Annotated in this window: 22 protein-coding genes; 19 read left to right on the top strand and 3 right to left on the bottom strand. The window is 34.2% G+C overall.

Going from position 1 to position 24,808, the window contains the following annotated elements; all coding sequences use genetic code 11:
• The first annotated feature begins 31 nt into the window (after nt 1-31).
• The 14 genes from C8N37_RS05255 (at nt 32) to C8N37_RS05320 (ending at nt 14,122) form a co-directional block, all read left to right on the top strand.
• Complete coding sequence (locus C8N37_RS05255) at nt 32-1,315, top strand: nucleotide sugar dehydrogenase (RefSeq protein WP_108157928.1); 1,284 nt, start codon at nt 32-34, stop codon at nt 1,313-1,315.
• Between the two features lie 53 nt (nt 1,316-1,368).
• Nucleotides 1,369-2,808 (top strand): lipopolysaccharide biosynthesis protein, encoded by a 1,440-nt coding sequence (locus C8N37_RS05260; protein WP_108157929.1) that lies wholly within the window; start codon nt 1,369-1,371, stop codon nt 2,806-2,808.
• Nucleotides 2,805-3,914, top strand: a complete 1,110-nt coding sequence (locus C8N37_RS05265; RefSeq protein ID WP_108157930.1) for a polysaccharide pyruvyl transferase family protein — start codon at nt 2,805-2,807, stop codon at nt 3,912-3,914. The genes C8N37_RS05260 and C8N37_RS05265 overlap by 4 nt, the downstream gene beginning before the upstream one ends.
• A gap of 3 nt (nt 3,915-3,917) precedes the next feature.
• Nucleotides 3,918-4,811 (top strand): glycosyltransferase family 2 protein, encoded by an 894-nt coding sequence (locus C8N37_RS05270; protein WP_108157931.1) that lies wholly within the window; start codon nt 3,918-3,920, stop codon nt 4,809-4,811.
• Nucleotides 4,805-5,320, top strand: a complete 516-nt coding sequence (locus tag C8N37_RS23210; RefSeq protein ID WP_108157932.1) for an acyltransferase — start codon at nt 4,805-4,807, stop codon at nt 5,318-5,320. The genes C8N37_RS05270 and C8N37_RS23210 overlap by 7 nt, the downstream gene beginning before the upstream one ends.
• 191 nt (nt 5,321-5,511) lie before the next feature.
• Complete coding sequence (locus C8N37_RS23260; RefSeq protein WP_373866212.1) at nt 5,512-6,660, top strand: EpsG family protein; 1,149 nt, start codon at nt 5,512-5,514, stop codon at nt 6,658-6,660.
• Nucleotides 6,644-7,768 carry a hypothetical protein gene (locus C8N37_RS05285; RefSeq protein ID WP_108157934.1) on the top strand — a complete coding sequence of 375 codons (1,125 nt, stop codon included), beginning with the start codon at nt 6,644-6,646 and terminating at the stop codon, nt 7,766-7,768. Before C8N37_RS23260 ends, C8N37_RS05285 begins: the two co-directional genes overlap by 17 nt.
• Nucleotides 7,761-8,858: a glycosyltransferase gene (locus C8N37_RS05290; protein WP_108157935.1), complete on the top strand. Its 1,098-nt coding sequence runs from the start codon at nt 7,761-7,763 to the stop codon at nt 8,856-8,858. Before C8N37_RS05285 ends, C8N37_RS05290 begins: the two co-directional genes overlap by 8 nt.
• 2 nt (nt 8,859-8,860) lie before the next feature.
• On the top strand, nt 8,861-9,430 hold the full coding sequence (locus C8N37_RS05295; RefSeq protein WP_211322201.1) for an acyltransferase: 570 nt from the start codon (nt 8,861-8,863) through the stop codon (nt 9,428-9,430).
• Nucleotides 9,427-10,587, top strand: coding sequence for a glycosyltransferase (locus C8N37_RS05300; RefSeq protein WP_108157936.1), 1,161 nt, complete (start codon nt 9,427-9,429; stop codon nt 10,585-10,587). Before C8N37_RS05295 ends, C8N37_RS05300 begins: the two co-directional genes overlap by 4 nt.
• A complete protein-coding gene (locus tag C8N37_RS05305) occupies nt 10,584-11,759 on the top strand; it encodes a glycosyltransferase family 4 protein (protein WP_108157937.1) in 1,176 nt (391 codons plus the stop codon). The genes C8N37_RS05300 and C8N37_RS05305 overlap by 4 nt, the downstream gene beginning before the upstream one ends.
• A gap of 2 nt (nt 11,760-11,761) precedes the next feature.
• The gene (locus tag C8N37_RS05310) at nt 11,762-12,367 is read left to right on the top strand and encodes a sugar transferase (protein WP_108157938.1); all 606 of its coding nucleotides are present in this window, start codon (nt 11,762-11,764) and stop codon (nt 12,365-12,367) included.
• A gap of 11 nt (nt 12,368-12,378) precedes the next feature.
• A complete protein-coding gene (locus C8N37_RS05315) occupies nt 12,379-12,966 on the top strand; it encodes an acetyltransferase (RefSeq protein WP_108157939.1) in 588 nt (195 codons plus the stop codon).
• Between the two features lie 19 nt (nt 12,967-12,985).
• The gene (locus C8N37_RS05320; protein ID WP_108157940.1) at nt 12,986-14,122 is read left to right on the top strand and encodes a DegT/DnrJ/EryC1/StrS family aminotransferase; all 1,137 of its coding nucleotides are present in this window, start codon (nt 12,986-12,988) and stop codon (nt 14,120-14,122) included.
• Nucleotides 14,123-14,176: 54 nt separating this feature from the next.
• Here C8N37_RS05320 and C8N37_RS05325 read toward each other — a convergent pair whose 3' ends face one another.
• The gene (locus C8N37_RS05325; protein ID WP_108157941.1) at nt 14,177-15,280 is read right to left on the bottom strand and encodes a nucleotidyltransferase family protein; all 1,104 of its coding nucleotides are present in this window, start codon (nt 15,278-15,280) and stop codon (nt 14,177-14,179) included.
• Nucleotides 15,281-15,604: 324 nt separating this feature from the next.
• On the opposite strand from C8N37_RS05325, the gene C8N37_RS05330 reads away from it, so the two are divergent.
• The 5 genes from C8N37_RS05330 (at nt 15,605) to porN (ending at nt 21,903) form a co-directional block, all read left to right on the top strand.
• Nucleotides 15,605-16,300, top strand: a complete 696-nt coding sequence (locus tag C8N37_RS05330; protein WP_244914346.1) for a polysaccharide biosynthesis/export family protein — start codon at nt 15,605-15,607, stop codon at nt 16,298-16,300.
• Nucleotides 16,301-16,308: 8 nt separating this feature from the next.
• Nucleotides 16,309-18,705, top strand: a complete 2,397-nt coding sequence (locus tag C8N37_RS05335) for a GumC family protein (protein WP_108157943.1) — start codon at nt 16,309-16,311, stop codon at nt 18,703-18,705.
• 214 nt (nt 18,706-18,919) lie between these two features.
• The gene (locus tag C8N37_RS05340; protein WP_108157944.1) at nt 18,920-19,603 is read left to right on the top strand and encodes an outer membrane beta-barrel protein; all 684 of its coding nucleotides are present in this window, start codon (nt 18,920-18,922) and stop codon (nt 19,601-19,603) included.
• A gap of 42 nt (nt 19,604-19,645) precedes the next feature.
• Complete coding sequence (gene porK, locus C8N37_RS05345; RefSeq protein WP_108157945.1) at nt 19,646-20,938, top strand: T9SS ring complex lipoprotein PorK/GldK; 1,293 nt, start codon at nt 19,646-19,648, stop codon at nt 20,936-20,938.
• A gap of 14 nt (nt 20,939-20,952) precedes the next feature.
• Nucleotides 20,953-21,903, top strand: coding sequence for a type IX secretion system ring subunit PorN/GldN (gene porN, locus C8N37_RS05350; protein WP_170114475.1), 951 nt, complete (start codon nt 20,953-20,955; stop codon nt 21,901-21,903).
• A 291-nt stretch (nt 21,904-22,194) separates the two neighbouring features.
• Here the strand turns inward: porN and C8N37_RS05355 are convergent, their stop codons facing one another.
• A complete protein-coding gene (locus C8N37_RS05355; protein ID WP_108157947.1) occupies nt 22,195-22,806 on the bottom strand; it encodes a response regulator in 612 nt (203 codons plus the stop codon).
• Between the two features lies 1 nt (nt 22,807).
• Entirely contained in the window at nt 22,808-24,796 is a 1,989-nt protein-coding gene (locus tag C8N37_RS05360; protein WP_108157948.1) for a sensor histidine kinase, read from the bottom strand.
• Nucleotides 24,797-24,808 lie beyond the last annotated feature (12 nt).

A 24,808-nucleotide genomic window follows, 5' to 3' on the forward strand; every position in this document is an offset into this window, starting at 1 on the left:
AAAATTTAGAACACCAAAAATTATAAAATAGATGAAAAAAATTGCAGTTATAGGCTTAGGATACGTAGGATTACCTTTAGCCCGCTTGTTTGCAACAAAATTTCCAGTGGTAGGTTTTGATATCAACCAAAAACGTATCGATGAGCTGCGTGCAGGAAAAGATTTAACATTAGAAGTGGAAGATGATATTTTACAAGCTGTTTTAGCAGAATCAAATCCACTTTCAACAGGTAATAACGGTTTATGGTGTTCTAACCAATTAACTGATATTGATGATGCGAACTTCTATGTAGTTACGGTGCCTACACCAGTTGATAAAAACAATCGTCCAGATTTGACACCTTTATATAAAGCTTCTGAAACAGTTGGTAAAGTATTGAAAAAAGGCGATATCGTGGTGTATGAATCTACGGTATATCCAGGTGTTACTGAAGAAGAGTGCATTCCGGTATTAGAGCGCGTATCAGGTCTTAAATTTAACGTAGATTTCTTTGCCGGTTATTCACCGGAGCGTATCAATCCAGGAGATAAACAACATACGGTAGAAAAAATATTAAAAGTAACTGCAGGTTCAACACCAGAGATTGGTATTGAAGTAGATGAAGTTTATAAAACAGTTATTACAGCAGGTACACATTTAGCACCATGTATAAAAGTTGCTGAAGCCGCTAAAGTAATTGAAAATTCACAACGTGATATTAATATTGCTTTTGTCAATGAGTTGGCTAAGATTTTTAATATTTTAAATATTGATACCCATGCAGTTTTAGAAGCAGCAGGTACAAAATGGAATTTTCTTCCATTCAAACCAGGATTGGTAGGTGGTCACTGTATTGGTGTTGATCCTTACTATTTAGCTCAAAAAGCACAAGAACATGGTTACCACCCAGAGATTATTTTGGCAGGTCGTCGTCTAAATGATTCAATGGGCGAGTACGTAGCATCACAGGTGATCAAAACAATGATCAAAAAATGTATCAATGTTAATGGTGCAGAAGTATTGATGTTAGGTGTAACATTTAAAGAAAACTGTCCAGATGTACGTAATACAAAGATTGTAGATGTTATTGCAGCTTTAGAAGACTATGGCGTTAAAGTAACGACTTATGACCCTTGGGCAAATCCTGCAGAAGTAAAACATGAGTATGGTATTGACAGTTTAACTGAATTACCTTCAGCAAAATTTGATGCTATTGTTTTAGGTGTAGCGCATAATGAATTCTTAAATATCGATCTTGATGCTTTGAAAAAAGAGTGTGCAATCGTTTATGATGTAAAGGGCATAATATCCGATAGGGCAGATTCAAGATTATAGGCATTTCTTTCAGGAGGTAGTTTTAGACAAATTATTTGATATAAGGTTTTAGAATGGGATTTGTTTCACAAGCAAAGAAGGGGGTAGTTTGGACTTTTTTACAGCAATTTAGTGTCCAATTGATAAATTTTGTTGTACAAATTGTGTTAGCCAGAATTTTGCTCCCTGCCGACTTCGGTTTGATAGCGATGATCACAATTTTCATTGCTATTGGTCAAAGTTTAAGTGACAGTGGAATGACCTCTTCCTTAATCAGAAGTAAAGATAATACTGAACGAGACTATGGTACAGTTTTCCTAACGAATCTAGCGGTTAGTATATTTGTTTATTTAATTGTTTATCTAATCGCACCATTTGTGGCGTTATTTTATAATCAACCTATATTGACCGATCTACTACGCGCTTTTGGTTTAGTATTTATATTATCGTCATTTTATGTTGTCCAACTTGCCAAGTTCTCAAAAGAATTAAATTTTAAGTCGCAATTTGTTTATCAACTACCTTCTGTTTTCATTGGAGCTACTGTAGGAATTTATATGGCTAAAAATGGATACGGTGTCTGGAGCTTGATTGGGCTGAATATATCTCAGGCCTTTTCTTTTGCCCTAATTTTATGGGTATTTTACAGATGGAAACCTAAATTAATATTTGACAAATCTGTATTTCGACATCATTTCGATTATGGTTATAAGTTAACTTTATCAGGTTTGTTGAATACTATTTATTTAAATCTCTATCGAGTAATCATAGGGAAAAGATTTTCCCCAGCAAATGTGGGGTTTTTCACACAAGCTGATAGCTTAAGGTTGTTTCCTGTAAATCAATTATCTGCAGTTTTGAATAAGGTAACCTTTCCTTTATTTGCAAGTATTCAAAATGATGATAGGAAGTTGAAAGAAGCCTACAAGTCAGCTTTAAGATTAGTCTTATCGATCACTTCTGCCATGATGTTAATATTAGTATTAATAGCAAAACCTTTATTTTTAGTAGTATTCGGGGATAAATGGTTACCCTCAGTACCGTATTTTCAGATATTATGTATTGCCTCTATTTTTCTACCCATTGGCACATATAATTTGAATATTCTCAAAGTAAAAGGAAGAAGTGACTTATTCTTAAAGGTAGAAGTTATAAAAAAGGTTATCGGAGTAATATCTCTTTTAGTTTGTATTCCCTTTGGTATTGAGGCTATTGTTTGGTCGTTATGCTTAACAAATATCTTTTTTGCCTATTTGAATGGATATTTTAGTGGAAAATTTATAAGTTACCCTGTATTAGAGCAGTTGAAAAATAGTTTAAGCATTATCATTGTTGCAATCTTGCCGTTTTTAAGTATATATTATCTTGTGAATAATATAGTAGATCTTTCAAACAGGAATGATTTGTACTTAATTTTTATACAAGCTCTATCATTTATTGTTATGTATTTACCATTGGTTTATATTTTTAATAAACCATTATTAAGAGATTTAAAGTTAGTTTTGAAAAGATGATAAAATCAGATATTATTTTCACGGGTTTTTATGGTCAACTCAACACAGGTGATGATGCATTTGTAGAGGTTGCTTCTTGGGGAGCGAATAAAATTTGGGAAAAAGAAAGGTGTAGATTTTTAGCTGTCCAAAGTAAATTACCTGATACAATTGTACCATCAAAGGGTTATCCTATAAGATTTCCGAAAACCTATGATTTTCAAAAAAATATATTAATAAATAATACAGATTATTTAATTTCTGCCGGAGGATCCACTATTCATAGTCAGTTAAACTCGAATAATCCGAAGCAGATTGCTTTAAATTTAAAGAAAAAAAGATCATTAATAAAGATTGGAGCTATTGGAGTTTCCATTGGACCATTTAAAACAGTTGCTGATGAAAAAGCAGTCCAAGATTATTTAAAGAGTATAGATTTTATTGCTGTAAGGGATCAGCGTTCATTTGATTTTGTATCTAGTGTCAATACACCATATCTACCTGTAAATGCATTTGATCTAGCAGCGATGCTGCCTGAGATATATATGAGCACTAATCTGCAACCCTTTCAAAAAAAGACAATTGGTATTAGTGTCTGCCCTTATGAATCAGTTCACAACGGTGGTGATTTGAAAAACGAAGAAAGACGCAATAATCAAATTATTGCATTAATTAAGGATTTAGATAAAAAGGGTGATTTTCATTTTAAATTTTTTATTATAAACGGTAATTCTAGGGTTGGAGATCTAAAGTTGACTAACCAAATTATAAAAGCAGCTAATCCAAAAAACTTTTCTGTAAATAAGTATAATACTAATACTAGAAAAGTTTGGGAAGAAATAAATAAATGTAATACGGTCATTTCAACAAGATTACATGGTGCAATTTTTGCTTGTTTTGGTCAAACACCATTTATGTTAGTGGAATATCATCAAAAATGTGCTGATTTTCTTGAAGATGTTGGATATGATGAAAGCGCTAGAATTTTTGATGCAGAATTTGATATTCAAGAGAAATCAGATATAATATTATCATGGTGTGCTAATGCGTCGAGTTATAATTTGCCAAAGCTGCTTAATGAGAAAATTATCCAATCAAAATTGAATTTTGACTCTATAAAATTATAACATATGTTTTCAGTAGTCATACCTTTATATAATAAGGAACTTAGTATAAAAGAGACAGTTTACTCTGTATTAAATCAAACATTTAAACACTTTGAAATCATAATTGTTAATGATGGATCTACTGATAATAGCCTTAATGTAGTAAACAAAATAGATGATCCAAGAATAAAAATTGTAGATAAGAAAAATGGCGGTGTATCAAGTGCAAGAAACATAGGCATTAGAGAGGCTTCTCATGAATGGGTTACATTTTTAGACGGTGATGATTTATGGGAATTAAATCATTTAGAAGAGTACTCAATTACCATCCAAAGTAATAATAAATTAAACTGGTTACTGTCAGGATATAAAGCTGTCAATGCGAAAAAAGAATTTATCAATATATATAAGAAGGAAGGAGCACTTCATAATGTTTTTGATGACCTTCTGAATGGTTTGAAAATTCATACAAGTACCGTATGCGTAAAACGTGAATTATTTGCAAATAATTCAGAGTTGTATTTTAAAGAAGGTATTAATAATTCTGAAGATAGGGAGGTCTGGTACAAATTATGTGCACTAGATAACAATCCCTATTATGTAATGAAATCATTATCTATTTATAAATTAGATGATGTTAACTCCCTTACTAAAATCCAAACTGCTGATCATTTTTTGAAACTATTTGACCGGATTCAAGTAAGTACAATTTATGAGAATATGAATTTTGATGATAAGCAAAAGTTAATATTACATCTAAATAATTTCAATTCTAAAGCCATTAAAGGTTATTACCTTCGAAATACAAAAATGAAGGATAACTATAAAAATTATTTGTCATCTTCCAGGTGGTTTATATTAAATACAACTATAAATTTTCCAAATATTATCAAAAAAATAATTAGCAGAATATGTTGAATAGAATTAAAAGTATTTATAAAAGATATTTTTGGACTGATGAAAAATATGCGAGATCGATCGGTGTAAAAATTGGACGAGGATGTAAAATAGCAACTAGGTACTTTGGTTCTGAACCTTATTTAATTGAAATTGGTAATCATGTTCAAATAACTAGCGATGTTAGATTTTCAAATCATGGAGCTGCATGGGTATTAAGAGAGAAATATCCAAAAATTGATTTTTTTGGTAAAATAAAAATTGGCAATAACGTATACATAGGTAATTGTAGTATTATCCTTCCTGGAGTTTCAATTGGTGATAATGTGATAATAGGTGCAGGATCTGTTGTTACTAAAAGTTTTCCAAGTAATGTTATAATTGGTGGAAATCCTGCAAAAGTTATAAGTGATGTGAAAAAATTTGAAGAAACCTATCTGTCATATGATCTTAGTACAAAGGGACTTGATAAGAAAAAGAAACAGGATCTTTTAATAAATTTAGAAGAAGGTAGATTTATTAGAAAATAATTATAATTGGATATTAGACTTCTATCATTGAATTATGGAATAGTCTCTTACTAGTACAAAGAACTATAAGGTGATCTATTTCATAAGGTATGATTCAACTACTGATAGCAGTTTGTATTTAAAAAGTTTATAATATAATAAAGTAATAAATGAAAGTAAGATTTCAAAAGGGATATGTCGAAACCCTAATAATGTTTATTTTATCTCCTTTTTTATCAATACCGTTGATATTAATTCAATTAAAAAGGAAAGATAATGGTGTTATATTCTTAATTTCTGCTCTATTTGGTTTCTTAAGTTTCCAATATATACCATCTTTTAGTAATGACAAGGCAAGATATTTTGAACGGTTTGATCAATTTCTGTCTTATGACTATGCACAGTTTTCTGAATATCTAATTTCTGTAAAGCGCCCCGACTTCGTCTTTGACCATTTAATATTTTTGTTCTCTAAATTAGATTTTAATATCCAATGGTTATTTTTTATCATTACTACTTTTACTATTTACTCTTTTTTCTTATTCGTGAAAAGAACGGTTGACGCTCATCATATTAATAATTTTAAATTTTCCATCTTTACCGTTTTAATAATAATTTTTTCGTTGTCATTATCTGGTGTATTTTCTGGAATAAGATTTTATTTTGCAACTAGTTTATTTATTTGGAGCGTATATTATTTGTTTTTTAAAAGCAATTTCAAATTAGGTATTCTTTATTTAGTATTTTGTATTTTAACGCATTTCAGTTTTTCGTTTTTTATTCCGTGTATTTTGGCTGTGTTCTTTTTTCCTAAAAATTTCAATCCTAAAATTTTGTTAGGCATATCTTTACTTTTCTTAGTTTTGCCAAAAGAATATTTAGGAAACATTTTAGGATTTTTACAGATGCCTGAAAGTTATAGCAATAAAGCAGAGATATATTTACAAAATGAAACTAATCTAAGTGAAAATTCTGTGATCTTATCGTTCATAAGAAACCTGTGGTTATATTTTGCTTATGTTTTTCTATTGTTTTTAAATAAAGAGAATAAAAGCAATCTCTATTTAATAACCATAATTTTTTTGTCAGTAATTAATATTACTTACGCTATTCCAATAGTATTCAATAGGTTTAGTCTTGTTGTTAAGTTAATTTTTTTAGTATATTTTCTTGTTCTACTTAAAAATGAGCAAGTTAATTCGAAATATGCTATATTATTATTGTTTTTATTTCTTCTAAATTTTATCGTAGATATAAATGTTTTACGATATAATATTCTTGCATCGTATCATATTTCGGATATGTATACACTTTTTAATTTATTCACAAAAAAAGTTTTTCAATATGAATTCTTACAATAGATATCTGTTAATCTTTATTTCTGTATTTTCTGTACTTTTTGTAAAAGGTCAGAAGATTTTTACAAATAAGTTGCCATCCAGTTTTAATACTTATGATGTTTATAAAATTAAGAACTATAAAAGTTCAGAATTAGACAACTTACTGAAAGTAAATCTAACTGTTGAACAAAGAACTAAAAAATTACAAGAATATATAAATAAAAATTCTGAGGTAATCCTACCAAATAATGAAATTGTCGTTAGTAAAGGTGGTTTAAACCTTGGAGATAATAAAGTTTTAATTTTTCAAAAAAACACAAAATTACGAATTGAAAATAATGATTTAGAGAACTATGGTATAATAAACATTATTGGGTCAACGAACGTTAAAGTATTAAATGCATACATTATTGGAGATAGATATAAACATTATGGCAATAAAGGTGAATGGGGACATGGAATTCGTATAATGGGAGGTAAAAATATTAGTGTTGAAAATTTTTATATTGAAAATTGTTGGGGAGATGGTATTTATATAGGGAAAAACAAAGGTGTAACCTCTTCAGATGTTAATATTACAAATGGTGTAGTTATGAATAGTAGAAGAAATGGAATTAGTATTACATCAATTGATGGACTAAGAATGCAATTTGTAACTGCTGCATTTTCAAATGGTACAGATCCGCAGTTCGGAATTGATTTTGAGGCGAATAATAGTACTGATGAAATGAATAACATTAATCTTTCAAATATTGTTACATATTACAATGCGAAAGGTGGTATGATGATTTCATTTAATAAAATGGCTAGTAAAGCTAAAGTTTCGAAAATTATAAATTTTGATGTTACTGATTTCACTGATGTTGGTTCAAAAGACATTGGATTATTGGTTGCTCAAATATCAAATAATTTTAAAAGTTTAAATGGAAAAATGACATTTAATAATATAAATGTAGAGAAAAATTTAAGACCAATTATTATTAAGAAAAATGATATAAACTCATTTCATATAAATCTGAATAAATTCAATATAATCAATCCCACAAATCGTAATTTTACTAATAAAGAATTCTTACGTGTTCATAAATCAAAGAATAATGTAAATCTTAAACCTGGATCTAATGAATAAGAATGTTATTTTTTTCTTGACTGGATTGGATAGTGGAGGTTTGGAGAATTATCTTTTACGCTTTTTAAAAGAGAATGGATTTACTTTTAATAACATTATTATTTATTGCAAAGGCGGTAAGGGTGGAGTATTAGAAGACGAATACTTAAAGTTACCCAATGTCAGAATTATTAAAAAAAATCTAGGTACTTTTAATATTATAAAATTTTTCAAATTGTATTTATGGTTTAGAAATTATAATAAATATACAGTTTGTGACTTTACAGGAAACTTTAGCGGACCTATACTTTTTGCTAGCAAAATTGCAAATATTAATAATAGGATAGTATTTTATAGGTCTTCTTCAAATCGTTTTCCTGAGACATTTTTTAGGCTTAAGATTAACAGTTTTTATCATAAACTAGTTAAAAAATACGCAACTAATATTTTAGCAAATTCAGCATATGCCTTTGAATTTTTTTTTGGTAAAAATTATTCTGATTTTAGAACAAAAGTAATTTATAACGGTATAAATGCGAAAGAACTATTACAAGAAACTGAAGGAATCCAGACTGAATTAAATATTGATAATAACACTATAGTTATTGGTCATACTGGTCGCTATAATCCTGCGAAAAATCATGGAACAATAATAAAAGTAGCTGAAGTTGTTGTCCGAAAATATGCGAACGCTATTTTTGTTCTGTGTGGTAAAGGTGTTGTTGAAAACTTACAAAGTATTGTTAAAAAAAGAGGATTAGAGTCAAGAATTATTTTATTTGAAAATAGAAATGACATTCCTAAGGTGTTAAATACTTTCGATATATATTATTTCCCATCAATAACTGAAGGACAACCAAATTCATTAATAGAGGCATGGATCAAAGGAATTCCATTTATAGCTTCTAATATTCCACCGATTGAAAATATTACACCATTAAAGTATAAATCATATTTAGTTGATCCCTTAGATATTCAATTGAATATTGATTCTATTGGAAAATTGATAGATAAAAGGTGGAATAATAACGAAAGACATGAGTTAGCTGATTTCGCTATCGAGGAATTCAGCGCAGATAAACGGTTTAGGGAATTTAGAGATATTATTTAAATATGGAATCAGGTAGAGATCAGTTCAAGAAAAGTAAATTTATTATTAATTTGTTCTACAAACTATTTAATTGCTTTCCTAAAGTTTTATTAATATATGTCTGGAATTGCATGTCAAATCATAGTCAAATTTTATTTGTTGGCTTACGGTATGTTATATTAAAGTGCTTGATAAAAAACATTGGAGAAAATATTAAAATTGGTACAAATGTCCAAATATTAGGTTGGAATAACTTAGAAATTGGAGATAATGTTAGTATACATTCAAACTGTTATATAGATGCAAATGGTGGCATTAAAATTGGGAATAATGTTTCAATAGCACATAATAGCACCATATTATCGGCTAATCATGATTGGACAGATGAAAGTGTGCCAATAAAATATAACCCAGTTACATTTAAACCTGTGACAATTAGTGATGATGTGTGGGTTGGGTGTGGATGTCGGATTTTAGCAGGGGTTAAAATAAATTCAAGAAGTGTAATTGCTGCGGGGGCAGTTGTTAATAAGGATATAGAATCAAATACCATAGTTGGAGGAGTACCCGCTAAAATTTTAAAAAGAATATGAGGTTATTGTTTGTTCATGATCATCCTTTTTATCAGGAAGATGAATCGGTATATAGTGGAGGAGGATTACCTGCAAATATTTGGAGAAATTATTTAATTAATTTTGAAAGTATTTCTGTGTTTGGGAGAAAGAGTAGGAATTTAAAAGATAAAAAGGTCATTTCGTCAACAGAAAATGTCCGCTTTAATCTTACTGACTCATATTCGAGTATTACTTCTCTATTTCTTAATAAAAATAAATTAAAAATTGAGTTATTAGATCAAATAAATAAAGCAGATATTATTCTTATAAGACTTCCCAGTATATTAGGTTTTTTAGCTGGAAAATTAGCATTGCAACAAGGTAAAATAATTTGGGTAGAGCAAGTGGGAAATGCTAAGGAAGCTTTAGGAAGTCATGGGTCTTTTTTAGGAAAAGTAGTTGCGCCTATATTTGACATTGTGAATAAGCGCTTAGTAAAAAATGCAAACTTTGTTTCTTATGTAACAGAATCGCAACTACAGATAAATTACCCTGCTCATGAAGACGCAATTAAAGTGTCAATTTCAAATGTTAATATTAAAAATATCATTTCGAAAGATAAATTAGACCGTGATCGTTTTTTTTCTAAATCATTTAAAATTGGATTAATTGGTGGCTTTGATGTTCAGTACAAAGGACAAGAAGTATTATTGAAGGCCATTAATAAGTTAGATGAAAATATCAGAAAAAATATTGAAATCTATTTTGTAGGCAAAGGCGACTTTCATCGATTTAATAAATTAGCAAGTGAGTTATGTCTTAGTGAAAATATTAAATTTTTTGGATCCTTGCAATCTGGTGAAGAAATTTATGATTTTTTAAAAACTTTAAGTTTATATGTCCAACCGTCTTTAACAGAAGGAATGCCTAGAGCTACTATAGAGGCAATGAGTATGGGGTGTCCGGTAATAGGTAGTAATGTGGGTGGAATACCTGATATAGTAAATGATAAATATCTTCATTCAAGAGGTAATTATAATGAATTATCAAGTCATATTAAAACACTTTATTTAGATAGAGATCAATTATTTGTAGAAGCTAATGATAGCCTTTTAAAGGCTGAACCATTTTTACACAGTGCTCTAATGTTAAAGAGAAATAATTTTTATAAAGAAATGAATGAAATTTTAAAATGAAAAAGCTTATTAGAGTAACTACTGTACCTATTTCTTTACGCGTACTTTTGAACGGGCAATTAAAATTTATGTCTAATTTTTTCCGTGTAATTGGTATTTCTTCTCCAGGGGAAGATCTTGAAAATGTAAAAGATGCTGAGGGCATTACTGTAGTACCTGTTAATATGTCTCGTAAGATTACACCTATTGCTGATTTGCAATCACTTGTTCTGTTATATAAAATTTTAAAAAAAGAAAAGCCCTTAATCGTCCATTCTCATACACCCAAAGCAGGTATTGTTGGTATGTTGGCAGCTAAGTTAGCCGGTGTACCAATTAGATTACATACAGTAGCAGGCTTACCTTTGATGGAAGCTACAGGTGTTAAGCGTAAAATCTTAAATTTTGTTGAAAAATTGACATATTCTTCAGCAACTAAAGTATATCCAAATTCTAAAGGATTATATGACTTTATATTGGAAAATAACTTTATTCATCCTCATAAATTAAAAGTTATCGCAAACGGATCTTCCAATGGTATCAATACTGCACATTTTTCTATAAATCAGTTCGATCCTCGGCAAATTGAATCCCTGAAGTTACAGTTAGGTATTAATTTTGATGATTTTGTGTTTGTTTTTGTAGGACGATTGGTAGGTGATAAAGGTATCAATGAATTAGTTGAAGCTTTTAAAGCTCTTGAAAGTTCAGTAAGTAGCTCTGGAAGCATTAAGTTATTGCTTGTAGGTCCATTGGAAACGGAATTAGATCCTTTGTTTGATGTTACGTTAAAAGAGATTCAGTCCAATCCAAATATCATTTCAGTGGGATTCCAAAAAGATGTTCGGTCTTATTTTGCAATTTCTGATGCATTGGTTTTCCCGAGCTATCGAGAAGGATTTCCAAATGTTGTTATGCAAGCCGGAGCCATGGGACTGCCAGCAATTGTATCTGATATTAATGGCTGTAATGAAATTATTGTCGAAGGTGAAAATGGAATGATTATTCCCGTAAAAAATGCAAAGGCAATTCAAGAAGCGATGAGCACATTACTCTTAGATGAAGATTATTTTTCAATTTTAAAACTAAATGCTCGAAAAATGATTTCTGAAAGATATGAACAGCAAGTCGTATGGGATGCACTATTAAAGGAGTATAAAGAATTAATAAAAGATAAAGGTTTAGAACAATAACCATGTATAAATATTTTTTTAAACGGATTTTAGATTTTCTAGCTGCATTTTGTGGCCTAATTATCTTATCGCCTATATTTATTATTGTCTGTATCGGTCTTTACATTGCAAATGATGGTAAACCATTCTTCTTCCAAGCTCGTCCGGGGAAAGGCGGTAAAATCTTCAAGATTATAAAATTCAAAACAATGAACGATAAAAAGGATACAAATGGAAACTTGTTGCCAGATGCAGATCGCTTAACACCTATCGGTTCTTTTGTGCGTAAGACTTCATTGGATGAAATACCGCAATTAATAAATGTATTAAAAGGTGACATGTCCTTAATTGGGCCAAGACCACTATTGATTCAATATTTGCCTTTATATACAGCAACGCAAAGTCGTCGTCATGAAGTAAGACCGGGAATTACTGGTTGGGCACAAGTTAATGGGAGAAATGCAATTTCTTGGGAGAAAAAATTTGAATTGGACGTGTGGTATGTTGATCATATTTCTCTTGCCACAGATCTTAAAGTTTTTTTTACAACTTTTAAAAAAGTTTTTAAACGTGAAGGAATCTCTGCAGATGGGCATGTAACTATTGAACCTTTTAACGGAAATAATTAATTGTTTAGAATATGTATTTGTTAGGCGCAAGTGGTCATGGTAAAGTCATAGCAGAAATTGCAGAGAGCAATGCTTTACTAATTGATGGTTTTATCGATACGGATCTCCATAAATTATCGTTATTGGGGTATCCGGTTTTCCACCAAATCCCACGTGAAATTATAGAAGTTATTATCGCTATTGGAAATAATAAAATTCGTCAAAAATTAGTCAATAATAATGCTAACTTTAAGTATTCCAAGCTTATACATCCTAATGCAAATGTGTCAAGTCGAGCTCTTTTAGGCCAGGGAACTGTGGTGATGGCAGGAGTGGCGGTGAATGTCGATGCGAGCATTGGCGATCACTGCATAATTAATACAAATGCTTCTGTTGATCATGATTGTGTTATAGGAGATTTTGTGCATATTTCTCCCAATGCTGCTTTAGCTGGAAATGTAACTGTAGGCGAGGGAACACATATTGGAATTGGAGCAGCTGTCATTCAAGGGATTAAAATTGGTAAATGGTGTACCATAGGCGCGGGAGCTGTTATAATAAGAGATATACAAGATGGATCTACAGTAGTAGGAAATCCGGGAAGAATAATCAACAAATAGAACGATAAATTTAAATATCATGTCAGATAAAATTTGGCTTTCATCCCCACATATGGGAGGTCGTGAATTAACCTATATTCATGAAGCCTTTGATGCAAATTGGGTTGCTCCCCTTGGACCAAATGTGAATGGTTTTGAAGAGGATTTAGAAAAGTTTTTAAATGCAGATGTTCAGGTAGCGGCATTATCGGCTGGTACAGCAGCATTGCATTTAGCATTGATTGAATGCGAAGTGGGCTATGGTGATGAGGTGATTTGTCAGACCATGACATTTTCCGCTTCTGCCAATCCAATTGCTTATCAAGGCGCTATTCCAGTTTTTGTGGATTCTGAAAAAGACACGTGGAATATGTGCCCAGTGGCACTGAAAGATGCGATCGTTGATCGAATTGCAAATGGTAAAAAACCCAAAGCAATTATTGTGGTTCATTTATATGGCATGCCAGCAAAAATGGATGAAATTTTAGCTGTAGCACAGGAGTTTGATATTCCAATTATAGAAGATGCCGCGGAAGCCTTAGGTTCTACCTATAAAGGTAAATCTTGTGGTACGTTTGGAAAGTTTGGTGTACTAAGTTTCAATGGAAATAAGATTATTACGACTTCGGGCGGTGGTGCATTGGTTTGTCATTCTAAAGAAGATAAAGATAAAGCGGTTTTCTTATCAACTCAAGCTCGTGACGATGCCCCTCATTACCAACATTCGCATATTGGTTACAATTATCGGATGTCGAATATTTGTGCAGGTGTAGGCCGTGGCCAAATGGAGGTTTTGGCTTCTCGTGTGGAAGCTCGCCGTGCTATGACAAATTTTTATGTTGACTTATTTGCTCAGCATAAAGGGGTGACCGTATTTGTGGCGCCCACAGCAGATTTCTATTCTAACCATTGGTTAGCTGCCATCACAATTGAACCGACAGAAGCGGGTATTACCCGTGAAGAGCTTCGCTTAGCATTACTGGAGGTTAATATTGAATCAAGACCGTTATGGAAACCAATGCATTTACAGCCCGTGTTTGAAGGAACACCTTATTATGGCACAAAAGTGGCTGAAGAGTTGTTTGATAAAGGTTTATGTTTACCTTCTGGATCGAATTTAACAGACGAGGAAAGAGAACGAATTAAGGTTGCAATACAACAGGCTTTTAGTAAATAATAATAATTCATATTAATAAGTGGAGCTTTAAAAACATAAAGCTTCATTTATTATTTAATCACGATCAATACCTATAAACTTAGAATAAAGCTTTATTATAGGGAAAAATACAGCTTCTTGCGGTGCATAAGGATAATAGCGCTTAAAATTGTTCCATAATCGTTTTGCGCCATCGGGATGTACAGAAATTGTTTTAATAGTTTTTCCATTCACAAAACGGTCATCATAATATCCGAAATTACCACCCTGCCAAATTTCATTTAACATCCAATTTGATTGCGTATCAGCTGGATATTCGAATGGAATGTCCTCTTTTATAAGTCCAATGTACTTTTCCAGAATTTGGTGGAGTAGGTGAATCCATTTTAAGATTCCTACTTTATTATACATCTCATATAAAGCCTGTTTGTCAATCTTTCCATTATATCTGTTATATAGACGAGCAGCATCACAAATCTGTCGAAATCCTATACCAAAGGAGATCATATGTTTTAGGATGTGAATATTAACTTGTAAGATGTGTAATTCGGGTGCTAAGATAGTAACTGGAACACCATTTATCAGTTGAGACTGCTTCTTATTACGATATTTATCTTGCAAGTCATTTAAATATTTATATTTTAATGGGCTTCGGATATCAAAAAGCAATTTATGATGTTCAATTGCGATTCCATTGAAGTCATAATCTAAACTAAATCCAGCAGTGTCTTTAAAGGGATGCTTCTTTTGTTTTAACAATTCTCTTGCTTGTGCATAGCCATTATTTTCAAAATACCAGTCGATATCTCCACATACGCGATGCTCAGGCTTAGCGTAGCAAGCAGCGACACCTTGTCCCTTTTGCAAAATTGGTTTTAAACCGCTTCTGGTGAAAATTTGTTGTTGTTTTGCGATTACAGCATTCATTTTTGCATTGTGACGTTCAATTTGATCGACACGAACAGTCCATTGCATGCGTAATGTATGTGGCGGGAGTTGTGCTTCATCTAAAAATGAAAAACTGTCGTAAATAATACCTTCCACTGTATGTATGCATGCCAATTGGTAAATCTGTGTCCATTCTTGGAAGGTTAATTTTTGATCCAAAGCAATAGAGCTTTTTTGCCAAAGTCCACTTCGTAATAATTGAAGAAATAAATCAAGCAGTCTATTGTCCATTTAGTTTTGGGAAAAATTTATTCAAATATAGCTATTTTACTGTTGATGACTAAATTGAAAGGTTACTAAATTTATAATTATAAAATGATATTTGAGATTTTTAGGCATTATCTTTGCTAAAGCGTTCTTGAAAATTCTTCTTTTGTTATTAATTAATTTTAATTGGGATAGTGTGAGGAAAATAATATATTTTTGTCATTATATAAAGCAAAATAAATCTTATAATTTGAATAGAACATGCGATTAATCTCAAAGTATGGTGTAGCATTAGCACTGTTTACAGTGTTCCTAATGTTTCTTAGTTCTTGTGGATCCCGTAAAAGTATGGTTTATCTACAGCCGGATTCTACACAAATAATTACTAGCTATGAGCAGTATATCCCCAAAATACAAAAAAACGATATTTTAACAATAGTAGTTTCTGCCACTGATCCCAAAGTTACTGCACCATTTAATCCTGTTAGCTCCTTGGCCTCTAACAATATGACTCAAGCAGTTGATATGGCCCTTCGTCCAACTTATACAGTGGATGTTGATGGAAATATTATTTTGCCGATGTTAGGTAAAGTACATGTTGAAGGACTAACTCGATTACAAGCTATAGAAAAAATTAGAGATGAGCTTAGTCAATATATTAAGGATCCAGGTGTCAATATGAACTTTAATAACTTTAGAGTTTCCGTTTTGGGAGAAGTTGCTCGGCCAGGTTCATTTATTATGCCAACAGAACGTGTAACTATATTGGAGGCTTTAGGTATGGCGGGTGATTTAACAATTCGGGGCGTACGTCAGCATGTGACTTTAATTAGGGAAGTTAATGGACAAAAAAGTATGCATCATTTAGATTTAACGAAGCAAGAAACTTTGAATTCACCCTATTATTATTTGGCGCAGAATGACGTAATTTACGTTGAACCCAATAAGGCGCAAATCAACAACTCTAAGTTAGGAGCCAATACAAATATTATTATTTCAATTGCAGGTCTCCTTATTACCGTTATTTCAGTATTGACACGCTAATATTATCAATGGAACATCAACCAAAACAGATCAAGGAAAATCACGAAGAAGAATTTAACCTGAGACAGCTCTTCGAGCAATATGCCTTTTATTGGAAATGGTTCATATTAGCAGTTGTTCTTTCAGTAGGAACGGCTGTCATCTATCTGCGCTACGCTCAGAAAACTTATAATACAACTGCTAAAATTCTTTTAAAAGATGAGAGAAGCGCTTCTGCGGGTGAATTAGCCGGTATCGCTGAATTAAGTAGTAGTATGGGATTTGGGGGTAGTAGGTCAGCTTTTGTAACCGATCAAATTGCTGTATTATCGTCTAGAAGGTTAATCCGAAAGGTAGTGGACCAGCACCACTTAAATATAAATTATTCTGCTAAAGGACAGATCCGTTCTCGAGAAATCTTAGAACGTGATATGCCTTTTATTATCCAACCGCAAGGAGATATGGATAGCACTCGTTTGAATTTACAAGTTCGCATAGAAGGTAGTAATCTCCAAATAACTAATTTATCATCCGGGGAAAAATTAATAGCCAATTTTGATAAGCCTACTAAAATTGGCAAACACTCTGTAGTTTTTAGGAAAAATCAAAATAAGCACTTTGATATAGATACTGATTATGAAATTAGAGTAATACCAAAGGATTGGGCAGTAGATGCGACTTTAGGTGCAATTAATATTATGCCTAATAAAGAAATGCAATCTTACATTGTTAATTTTTCAATGGTTTCGCGTTTGAGTAAAAAAGCAGATTTAATATTGAATAGTTTAATTGATATTTATAATGCGGATTTGACCAATGATAAAATGCGGATGACGCGAGCAACCTCTGATTTTATTAATAAGCGTCTCGTTTTAATTTCAAAAGATCTATCTGGAGCTGATGAAGAAGTTGCAGATTTTAAATCTTCTAACTCGATGGTTGACATGGGTACTGAGGCTGGAGTTTACTTAAATAATGCGTCTGAAAATGATAAAAAAGTTTTAGAATATCGGACTCAATTACAATTGGTCGATCATATGAACGATTTTCTTAAGGGCGAAAAGGAAGGAAAATTATTACCATCAAATATTGGTTTACAAGATGCTTCTATAGGGGGGGCGATTGAAGGATATAATAAATTAGTTTTAGAACGGGATGATTTATTGAAATCTGCCTCAAATTTAAACCCAACTGTAATTGCATTAAACCAAAGTATAGAAGAAAATCGGAATAATATTCGTCGTTCTCTCGAAAACTATCAACAGGTTACTAAATTGGCTTTAAATAGCATCGAAAGAAAATCGAGTGAAATTAGAGGTAGAATCAATTCCATACCAAATCAAGAACAGGGATTTAAGAAAATTTCTAGACAGCAACAAATAGTAGAATCACTTTACTTATTATTATTGCAAAAGCGTGAAGAATCTGAAGTACGAGCTGCCGCAACTCCAGACAATTTAAAAATTATTGATGCTGCATACGGAAACGGAGTGCCCGTCTCTCCTAATAATAAAATTGTGCTGTTAGCATCATTGGTTTTTGGTCTACTAATTCCCTTTTTGATATTATATTTGAAATTTTTATTCGATAATAAAATCCATTCCCGTAAGGATATTGAAGATGTGGTCAAGATACCAGTATTGGGTGAAATTCCAAGTTCGGAAGATACGGTTATCCATCAAAATGATCGTTCATCTTTAGCCGAAGCATTTAGGATCTTGCGGACTAATATGAATTTTATGTTTGGTGCGGATAAAAAGGATACTTCAAAGGTGATATTTGTGACTTCAACAATTTCAGGTGAGGGTAAATCTTTTGTAACAACCAATCTTGCTCAAATTTTATCCATGTCTGATAAACGTGTTTTGTTAATAGGTGCGGATATTCGGAGTCCAAAAGTTTTGGATTATTTAGGGTTATCTCACTTGCAACATACGAATGTCGGTATTACGCAGTTTCTGATTAATCCAGATATGGATGTGGATAATATCATCATCAAGAAGCCGGGTAATTACGATTTTGATGTTGTTTATTCGGGGTATATTGCTCCAAATCCAGCTGAGTTGTTGATGAATGGACATTTTGATGATGTGATTAAATATACACGAGAACATTATGATTACATTTTAGTGGATACAGCACCAGTAAGTTTAGTAACAGATACCTTATTAATTGCTCATAATGCTGATTTGACCTTATATGTATCACGTGTCAACTACTTGGATAAACGTTTATTACAAGTGCCCCGTGAACTTTACGTAGAAGGAAAGTTGAAAAACTTAGCATCCGTGGTTAATGATGTGGACTTTGCTCGTGGTTATGGTTATGGTTACGGCTATGGTTATGGATATGGAGACAAAGGCACAAAAAAAACTGGTCTAGATAAATTATGGCAAACTTTAAAAACTAAAATAGGTTTAAAATAGATAACTAAATATCATCTAAAAAGGCGCATTTCTCATAGCAGAAATGCGCCTTTTTTGTATTTATTTTATTCTAGTTTACTTTGAATCTCATGAGTATGGCTCAAAAATTGCTAGAAACCTTCATGAAAAACAAAGCTTGGTACACATACAATTCTTTTATTTGCAACAACAATGTGACCAATAAATCGTTTCTTATAACAAATCAACTCATACAATGAAAAAACTATTTTTTACCCTTATGATGTTCGGCTGTCTGGCGACTGCTTCAGCTCAGTTTTCTCGCCCTATCAGTATAGGGGCAGGAGCAGGAGTTTCTTACGGTCTGACAGATCTAAAAAACACAAAAGTACATTTTGCTTGGTATGGCGAAGGAGATTATTTATTAAGTCCTTTTATATCCGTTGGATTACAAGCACAAAAAGGTGAACTGAGTGGTAATAATGGTGATAATTCGTATAATAATAGCTACTATGCCGGTAACGCAAATGCTAAATTGCGATTAGGACAATTTATGGATTTACCTGATAATTATAGCAATTATACATTAGGTGCTAGTAATTTGCAACGTATTTTATCCAATGTGTATGTAGGTGCAGGGGCAGGATTAATGAAAAATCGGATCAAACGTAATTTCACAACTGCTTATAATGAGGGGGTAGTAGATCGAGGAGGTGAAATACCTGAGGATCGATCGGGCATTCATTTTATCGTTCCATTGAATATTGGGGTAGATATCCCTTTTGGAAGAACATTATATGGACCTAAATGGGCAATTAATGTTAATTATCAACACGGCTTAACGTTTAATGATAATGTGGATGGGGTTGTGCTTGGCAAAAACGACCAGTTTGGCATGATGTCCGTAGGTGTGAAATATGCATTTTTTAACCGAAATTAATTTTGACCTTTACTTAATTAACATTTAATAATAGCAGTAATTATGAATAATATGAAAAAATACGTTCCGAATCCTACTATCGGTCTGGTTTTTTTAGCAGTTTTGATCTGTATGCAAGCTTGTAAATCAAGTTCATCAATATATAAAGCTCCTAAAGTAAATGCTTTTCGTGCAGGAACGCTTCCTGCGCCTCCGGGAATGGTTTATGTCCCTTCTGGAACGATCCTCTTTAAAAGTTCTCTGGATACGGCTGATACCGGTAAAAATGTAAGTCTAAGTGCTTTTTTTATCGATGAAGCCGAAGTCACGAATAAACAGTACCGTGAATTTATTAACTGGGTGGCAGATTCAATCGCCATTACGGATTATTTACAAGATGATCAGTATTTTTTAAATACCGGTGAACCGGCAGAGGAACGGAAGATTGATTGGAAAAAAGTAAAAAAGGTTTCGCCTTTATGGAAAAGTAATGATCCAACAATAAGAGAGCGTTTAGCACCTATGTTACTGGTACAGGGTACAAAAAGAATGCTTAACCCTGATGTGCTTCGATATGAGTTTTCATATCAAAAAACAAAAGGTAATGCGAAAAAAGAATTCGTCACAGAACAAGTGCCTGTCATGCCTGTCAACGATATCTGGTCGAGTGATTTCCCAAATGCACAGCTGGCTTCACTAGATATGAATTACTTTACACATGAGTCTTTTGATTATTACCCGGTAGTAGGTGTCACTTGGAGACAAGCGCGTGCTTTTACCGATTGGCGAGGTAAGGAGTTTATGGCGACGATCATGAAGAATTCATACCTCAGTGGTTACCAATTGACATTAAGTCTCCCTACAGAAGCGCAATGGCAATATGCTGCGGAAGGTAAATTGGATCCTCGTGATACCACTACTACAAAACGCTTAACGATTGATGGTGCTGAAGGTAAAGACAGATTAGCGGTCAACTTTAAGCAAGGTGATGGTACCTACTCTCGTGATGGTGCTACGTTTACCCTGCCAGTGAAATCATATACCCCCAATGCTTTTGGACTTTATAATATGGCTGGGAATGTGTCGGAGTGGACCTTAGATGCTTTTAGCCCGTCTGCAACGGTATTTGTCAATGATTTAAATCCGGCACTTTTATATGATGCCGATGAGAAAGATGCGGATGCACTGAAAAGAAAAGTCGTCCGTGGTGGTTCTTGGAAAGATAATGGAGAGCAGCTGAATACGGATACACGTAATTATTCGGTGGACTATGAACCTCACTCGTACATCGGTTTCCGCTGTGTAATGGCTGCATTTGAAATGCCTACGGTACAAAGTAAGACTAGAAAATATTAAAAGCAAACATGCTCATGAAGATATGGATAACAATGGCAATGGCTGTAGGATTGATGCCGGCCTTTGCACAACAAGAGATACCAGATAGTTTGAGATCTCAACAGATCACTACTGCTGCTGAGGGAGAGATATTAATGGATACGATACCGACAACGGATGGTTTTTACCAAGCGAATAACTTGGAAGATGCAGTCCCTTTTGCGTATCCGGAAGTGAATATGAAGAATATCCGCTTCTATAAACGGGTATGGCGCGATATTGATCTTAAAGATGAAAAAAATGCGCTTTTGGCGACGCCAGGAAATTCATTGATGGAGATTATTATGAAATCGATCGAAACAGGTAAATTGTCCCTGTATAGCCCTGATGATGATTCTTTTAAAGCGAGAATGAATGCCAATGAGGGCATGGCTCGTTTTACAGATAGTGTACTGGTTCCCATTTTTGACGATGAGGGCAACCAGATCGATTCCAAGATGACTTTAAATGAATTTGATCCGACTCGCGTCACGAAATTCCGTATCAAAGAGGATATCTTCTTTGATAAGCAACGTAGCCGTTTGGAGAGCAGGATCATTGGCGTAGCACCTTTAATGAACATCACGACTTCTGCGGAATTGGCAGAATCTGTGGGTTCGACACCTGCATTTTGGTTGTATTTCCCGCAGTTGCGCTATAGTTTGGTCAAAGTGGATATTACCGATCCGGATAAAGGTTTGTATGATATGACGATGGATGATCTGTTTGTTCAAAAAAAGTACGCCAGTACCATCATTCGTGAGTCTTCTGCAGGTGCTTTGAAATTGGGTGATGAAGCACAGCAAGCACAAGATGCGCAGCAGATCGAACAAAAGATCGACGCGTATAAAAAGCAATTGTGGACGAGCCCTAAAGGTGTAAAAGAAGAAAACTTGGAAGAGTTTATTCCGAATGCACAGAAACAGAAAAAAGCAAAGAAAAAGTAAGCTCAATTAATTTTAATATCATAAAAAAACATGCTCATCTTTTGAGCATGTTTTTTTATAGCCTGAATTTTCCCTTTAAGATTTTATGGTATTTGATTTTCCCTTCGTGGTGTAATTTTTGTAGCCTGCTTTTATACTACCGATGTTTTGATGTAGAATCGTAACTCTAGAATTGGTTTCTATGATCTATAGCTTCATTAACAAATCGATCTTTTTTGGTCTATCTCCAGTATTTTGTACCAGTGATTGGTTTTGGTGAAAGTTTGATACGATAAAGGAGATCGCTGTTATCTAGATAAACTTCATCTCTGTGGCCTTATGAATTAGGGAGGCCGAATTGACGACACCAAATTTTTGCAATAAATTGCGGCGATGGCTTTCGACTGTCAATGGACTGATAAACATCTGTTCGCCGATTTTTGCGGTGGTATGCCCCTGAGCCATCAACCTGAGCACCTCGCGCTCGCGCTGGCTCACGGATGGTATGGGGTCTTTTTTGTCGGTTAGGATAAAGTTCATCTCCTTACTGAGCACCTGTTCGCCACGGATCACCGCTTGTATTCCTTCGATCAGTTCGTCGGTCGATACATTTTTGAGCAGGTACCCCATGGCTCCTGCTTTAAGCATCCGTAATGCGATACTGCCCTCGTTGTGGTTACTGATCGCAATGATCTGCGTATCTGGACATTGTTTTTTGATGATTTCTGTAGCCTCAATACCATTCATATCGGGCATATTGATATCCATAAGAATCACATCGACAGCTTCGGTGGCTAAAAAATCAAAAGCGTCTTTCGCGTTGTTAAATGAACCGCGTAGTACAATCGTCGAGGTGTTTTTCAAGATAAATTCGAATCCATTGAGGACGAGCGGATGATCATCGACTATAATGACTGAAATCATATTATTTGGTTACTTCAAATTGAATGTGAAACGATGCGCCTTTTCCTATGGTAGCATCGATCTCGAGGTGTCCATTTAAAATCTCTACCCGGTTGCGGATATTGGATAATCCGATCCCTTTCTGTTTGATACCCTCCATAGATGGATCAAATCCCTTGCCATTATCTTCTACGGTGATGTAAAAATAATGATCCGCCTCGGAACATTGCACCCAGATCTGAGTGCCATGGCTATGCTTTACCGCATTGGTGAGCAGTTCCTGCACAATCCGATAGACCGCTATCAGAAAAGACTGGTTGTAATCCGTCTGCAGATTTGTGGCTTGAAAATCGATCTGTAGCTGCGGTTGATTCATCGCATTGCACAGATCGCGTAAGGATACCTCCAACCCCATATACAGTAAAGACTCGGGCATCATATTACGGGCTATTCGTCGAAGTTCATGGACAGAATCGTCCATTTGGTTGATAATCGTATATAAATCCATGGATGAATCGGTTTGTGGCTGTGCTTTCGCTTGTCTATTGGCTACAGCTGACAACTTAAGCTTGACGCCGGCAAGCATACCACCTAGACCGTCATGCAGATCTCGTGCTATACGGCTGCGTTCTCTTTCTTGTCCTTGCAACATGGCATTGAAAAGGTTGAGTTTTTCCCGTTGTGCGGCTAGTCTTTTTCTGTTTCTAAACGATATATACCAGATGAGGCTGAGCATACCCAGCACAATGGTCGTAAGCAAAAAAATACCGGCAAATAGGCGTGTACGCTGAATAGCAAGCTGCTGCTGCTGATTGGCTGCTTTGACGCGGAGCAGTTCATTTTCTTTCTCGCTGGTCTGGTATTTCTTTTCCAGTTCGAGTGTTAGTGCTGTACCTTGATCTGCAAGGAGCGTATCGAGCACAATTTTATGTTTCTCAAACCATTTTACAGCCTCCTGATATGCACCTAGTTTCACCGCGGTAGTCGCGAGATCATAATACACCATTTGTTTATTCTTCAGCGAAGGTTTTTTTTCGACGTACGGAAGCAGTTCGCGTAGTTTCTCCATCGCTGCTGCGGGCTGGTTTGCTGTTTGAAATGCTGCGGATTGGCTGAACAGTATAGAGGCAGCCATATCGCTATTGTTTTGCTCTTTCGCGCCAGCCAGTGCTTTTTCGAAATACATATGGGCACGGCCGAAATTTTGCTGCTTTTCCCAATAGCTGCCTTCTACACTGTAATAGGTTGGGAGGTAGGAAGAGGCGGGGATTGATTTCGCGATATGGGCAGCACTGTCCAGTAAGATTCGGGAGCGTGTATGCTCCTGATCGAGTAAGGCATTACGTGCCGCATTGACAAAGAGGGTAAAGCGTTGCTCGAGGGCATCATTCCTGCCTTGCAGCAAGGTCAAGGCATGATCGTAATACAGCTTGGCTTTACTATATTCTTGCAGATTCATCAAGGCCATTGCTACATTCTGAAGGTTATTACCCCAAAGAGTAGAGTCTTTGATGCTCTTGGCCATTGGAATAACTCGATCGATAAGCACCTGAACATATTCGTGTGCTTTGCCTTCGCGTTGCAAAAGTGCCCCGTAGCTTCCCCACAGGCGGGCTCGGTAACGTGTCGCCAAAATTTTGTTTTTCGCAGGAATATCTCTTTTGAGGAAGGTTTCGGCCTGCATATATAGTTGCTTTGCTTGTTCAGGGTCAATGTCAAACTGAATAGCGCCGCGATAGAAATGGAACAGTCCTTGGTAATAATTCGTATTCGCTTTGTCGCCTAGCAACTTTTTGCTCTCGGATACGTAACTCAATGCTTTCTCTGTATCGTAGTCCGACCAGAAGAAACTCAGATCCAATAATGCCTGTGCTTTTTCTTCCCGATCTTCGATCTGCTGTAGCTGCCTGTACAAGCTATCCCCGTGTTGCGTCAATTGCTCAGGTGATTGCGCACCTGTATTCGCGATGCAAAAGAGTAAGTAAGCAAGCAGGGACAGTAGTTTGTACATGATTTAATGGAT

It is taken from the genome of Sphingobacterium faecium (genome assembly GCF_003054045.1).
GTDB lineage: Bacteria > Bacteroidota > Bacteroidia > Sphingobacteriales > Sphingobacteriaceae > Sphingobacterium > Sphingobacterium faecium.

Excerpts from the sequence above, each read along its gene's own strand:
- C8N37_RS05255 (WP_108157928.1), top strand. The coding sequence starts at position 32 with ATGAAAAAAATTGCAGTTATAGGCTTAGGATACGTAGGATTACCTTTA.
- C8N37_RS05260 (WP_108157929.1), top strand. The coding sequence starts at position 1,369 with ATGGGATTTGTTTCACAAGCAAAGAAGGGGGTAGTTTGGACTTTTTTA.
- C8N37_RS05265 (WP_108157930.1), top strand. The coding sequence starts at position 2,805 with ATGATAAAATCAGATATTATTTTCACGGGTTTTTATGGTCAACTCAAC.
- C8N37_RS05270 (WP_108157931.1), top strand. The coding sequence starts at position 3,918 with ATGTTTTCAGTAGTCATACCTTTATATAATAAGGAACTTAGTATAAAA.
- C8N37_RS23210 (WP_108157932.1), top strand. The coding sequence starts at position 4,805 with ATGTTGAATAGAATTAAAAGTATTTATAAAAGATATTTTTGGACTGAT.
- C8N37_RS23260 (WP_373866212.1), top strand. The coding sequence starts at position 5,512 with ATGTTTATTTTATCTCCTTTTTTATCAATACCGTTGATATTAATTCAA.
- C8N37_RS05285 (WP_108157934.1), top strand. The coding sequence starts at position 6,644 with ATGAATTCTTACAATAGATATCTGTTAATCTTTATTTCTGTATTTTCT.
- C8N37_RS05290 (WP_108157935.1), top strand. The coding sequence starts at position 7,761 with ATGAATAAGAATGTTATTTTTTTCTTGACTGGATTGGATAGTGGAGGT.
- C8N37_RS05295 (WP_211322201.1), top strand. The coding sequence starts at position 8,861 with ATGGAATCAGGTAGAGATCAGTTCAAGAAAAGTAAATTTATTATTAAT.
- C8N37_RS05300 (WP_108157936.1), top strand. The coding sequence starts at position 9,427 with ATGAGGTTATTGTTTGTTCATGATCATCCTTTTTATCAGGAAGATGAA.
- C8N37_RS05305 (WP_108157937.1), top strand. The coding sequence starts at position 10,584 with ATGAAAAAGCTTATTAGAGTAACTACTGTACCTATTTCTTTACGCGTA.
- C8N37_RS05310 (WP_108157938.1), top strand. The coding sequence starts at position 11,762 with ATGTATAAATATTTTTTTAAACGGATTTTAGATTTTCTAGCTGCATTT.
- C8N37_RS05315 (WP_108157939.1), top strand. The coding sequence starts at position 12,379 with ATGTATTTGTTAGGCGCAAGTGGTCATGGTAAAGTCATAGCAGAAATT.
- C8N37_RS05320 (WP_108157940.1), top strand. The coding sequence starts at position 12,986 with ATGTCAGATAAAATTTGGCTTTCATCCCCACATATGGGAGGTCGTGAA.
- C8N37_RS05325 (WP_108157941.1), bottom strand. The coding sequence starts at position 15,280 with ATGGACAATAGACTGCTTGATTTATTTCTTCAATTATTACGAAGTGGA.
- C8N37_RS05330 (WP_244914346.1), top strand. The coding sequence starts at position 15,605 with ATGGTTTATCTACAGCCGGATTCTACACAAATAATTACTAGCTATGAG.
- C8N37_RS05335 (WP_108157943.1), top strand. The coding sequence starts at position 16,309 with ATGGAACATCAACCAAAACAGATCAAGGAAAATCACGAAGAAGAATTT.
- C8N37_RS05340 (WP_108157944.1), top strand. The coding sequence starts at position 18,920 with ATGAAAAAACTATTTTTTACCCTTATGATGTTCGGCTGTCTGGCGACT.
- porK (WP_108157945.1), top strand. The coding sequence starts at position 19,646 with ATGAATAATATGAAAAAATACGTTCCGAATCCTACTATCGGTCTGGTT.
- porN (WP_170114475.1), top strand. The coding sequence starts at position 20,953 with ATGAAGATATGGATAACAATGGCAATGGCTGTAGGATTGATGCCGGCC.
- C8N37_RS05355 (WP_108157947.1), bottom strand. The coding sequence starts at position 22,806 with ATGATTTCAGTCATTATAGTCGATGATCATCCGCTCGTCCTCAATGGA.
- C8N37_RS05360 (WP_108157948.1), bottom strand. The coding sequence starts at position 24,796 with ATGTACAAACTACTGTCCCTGCTTGCTTACTTACTCTTTTGCATCGCG.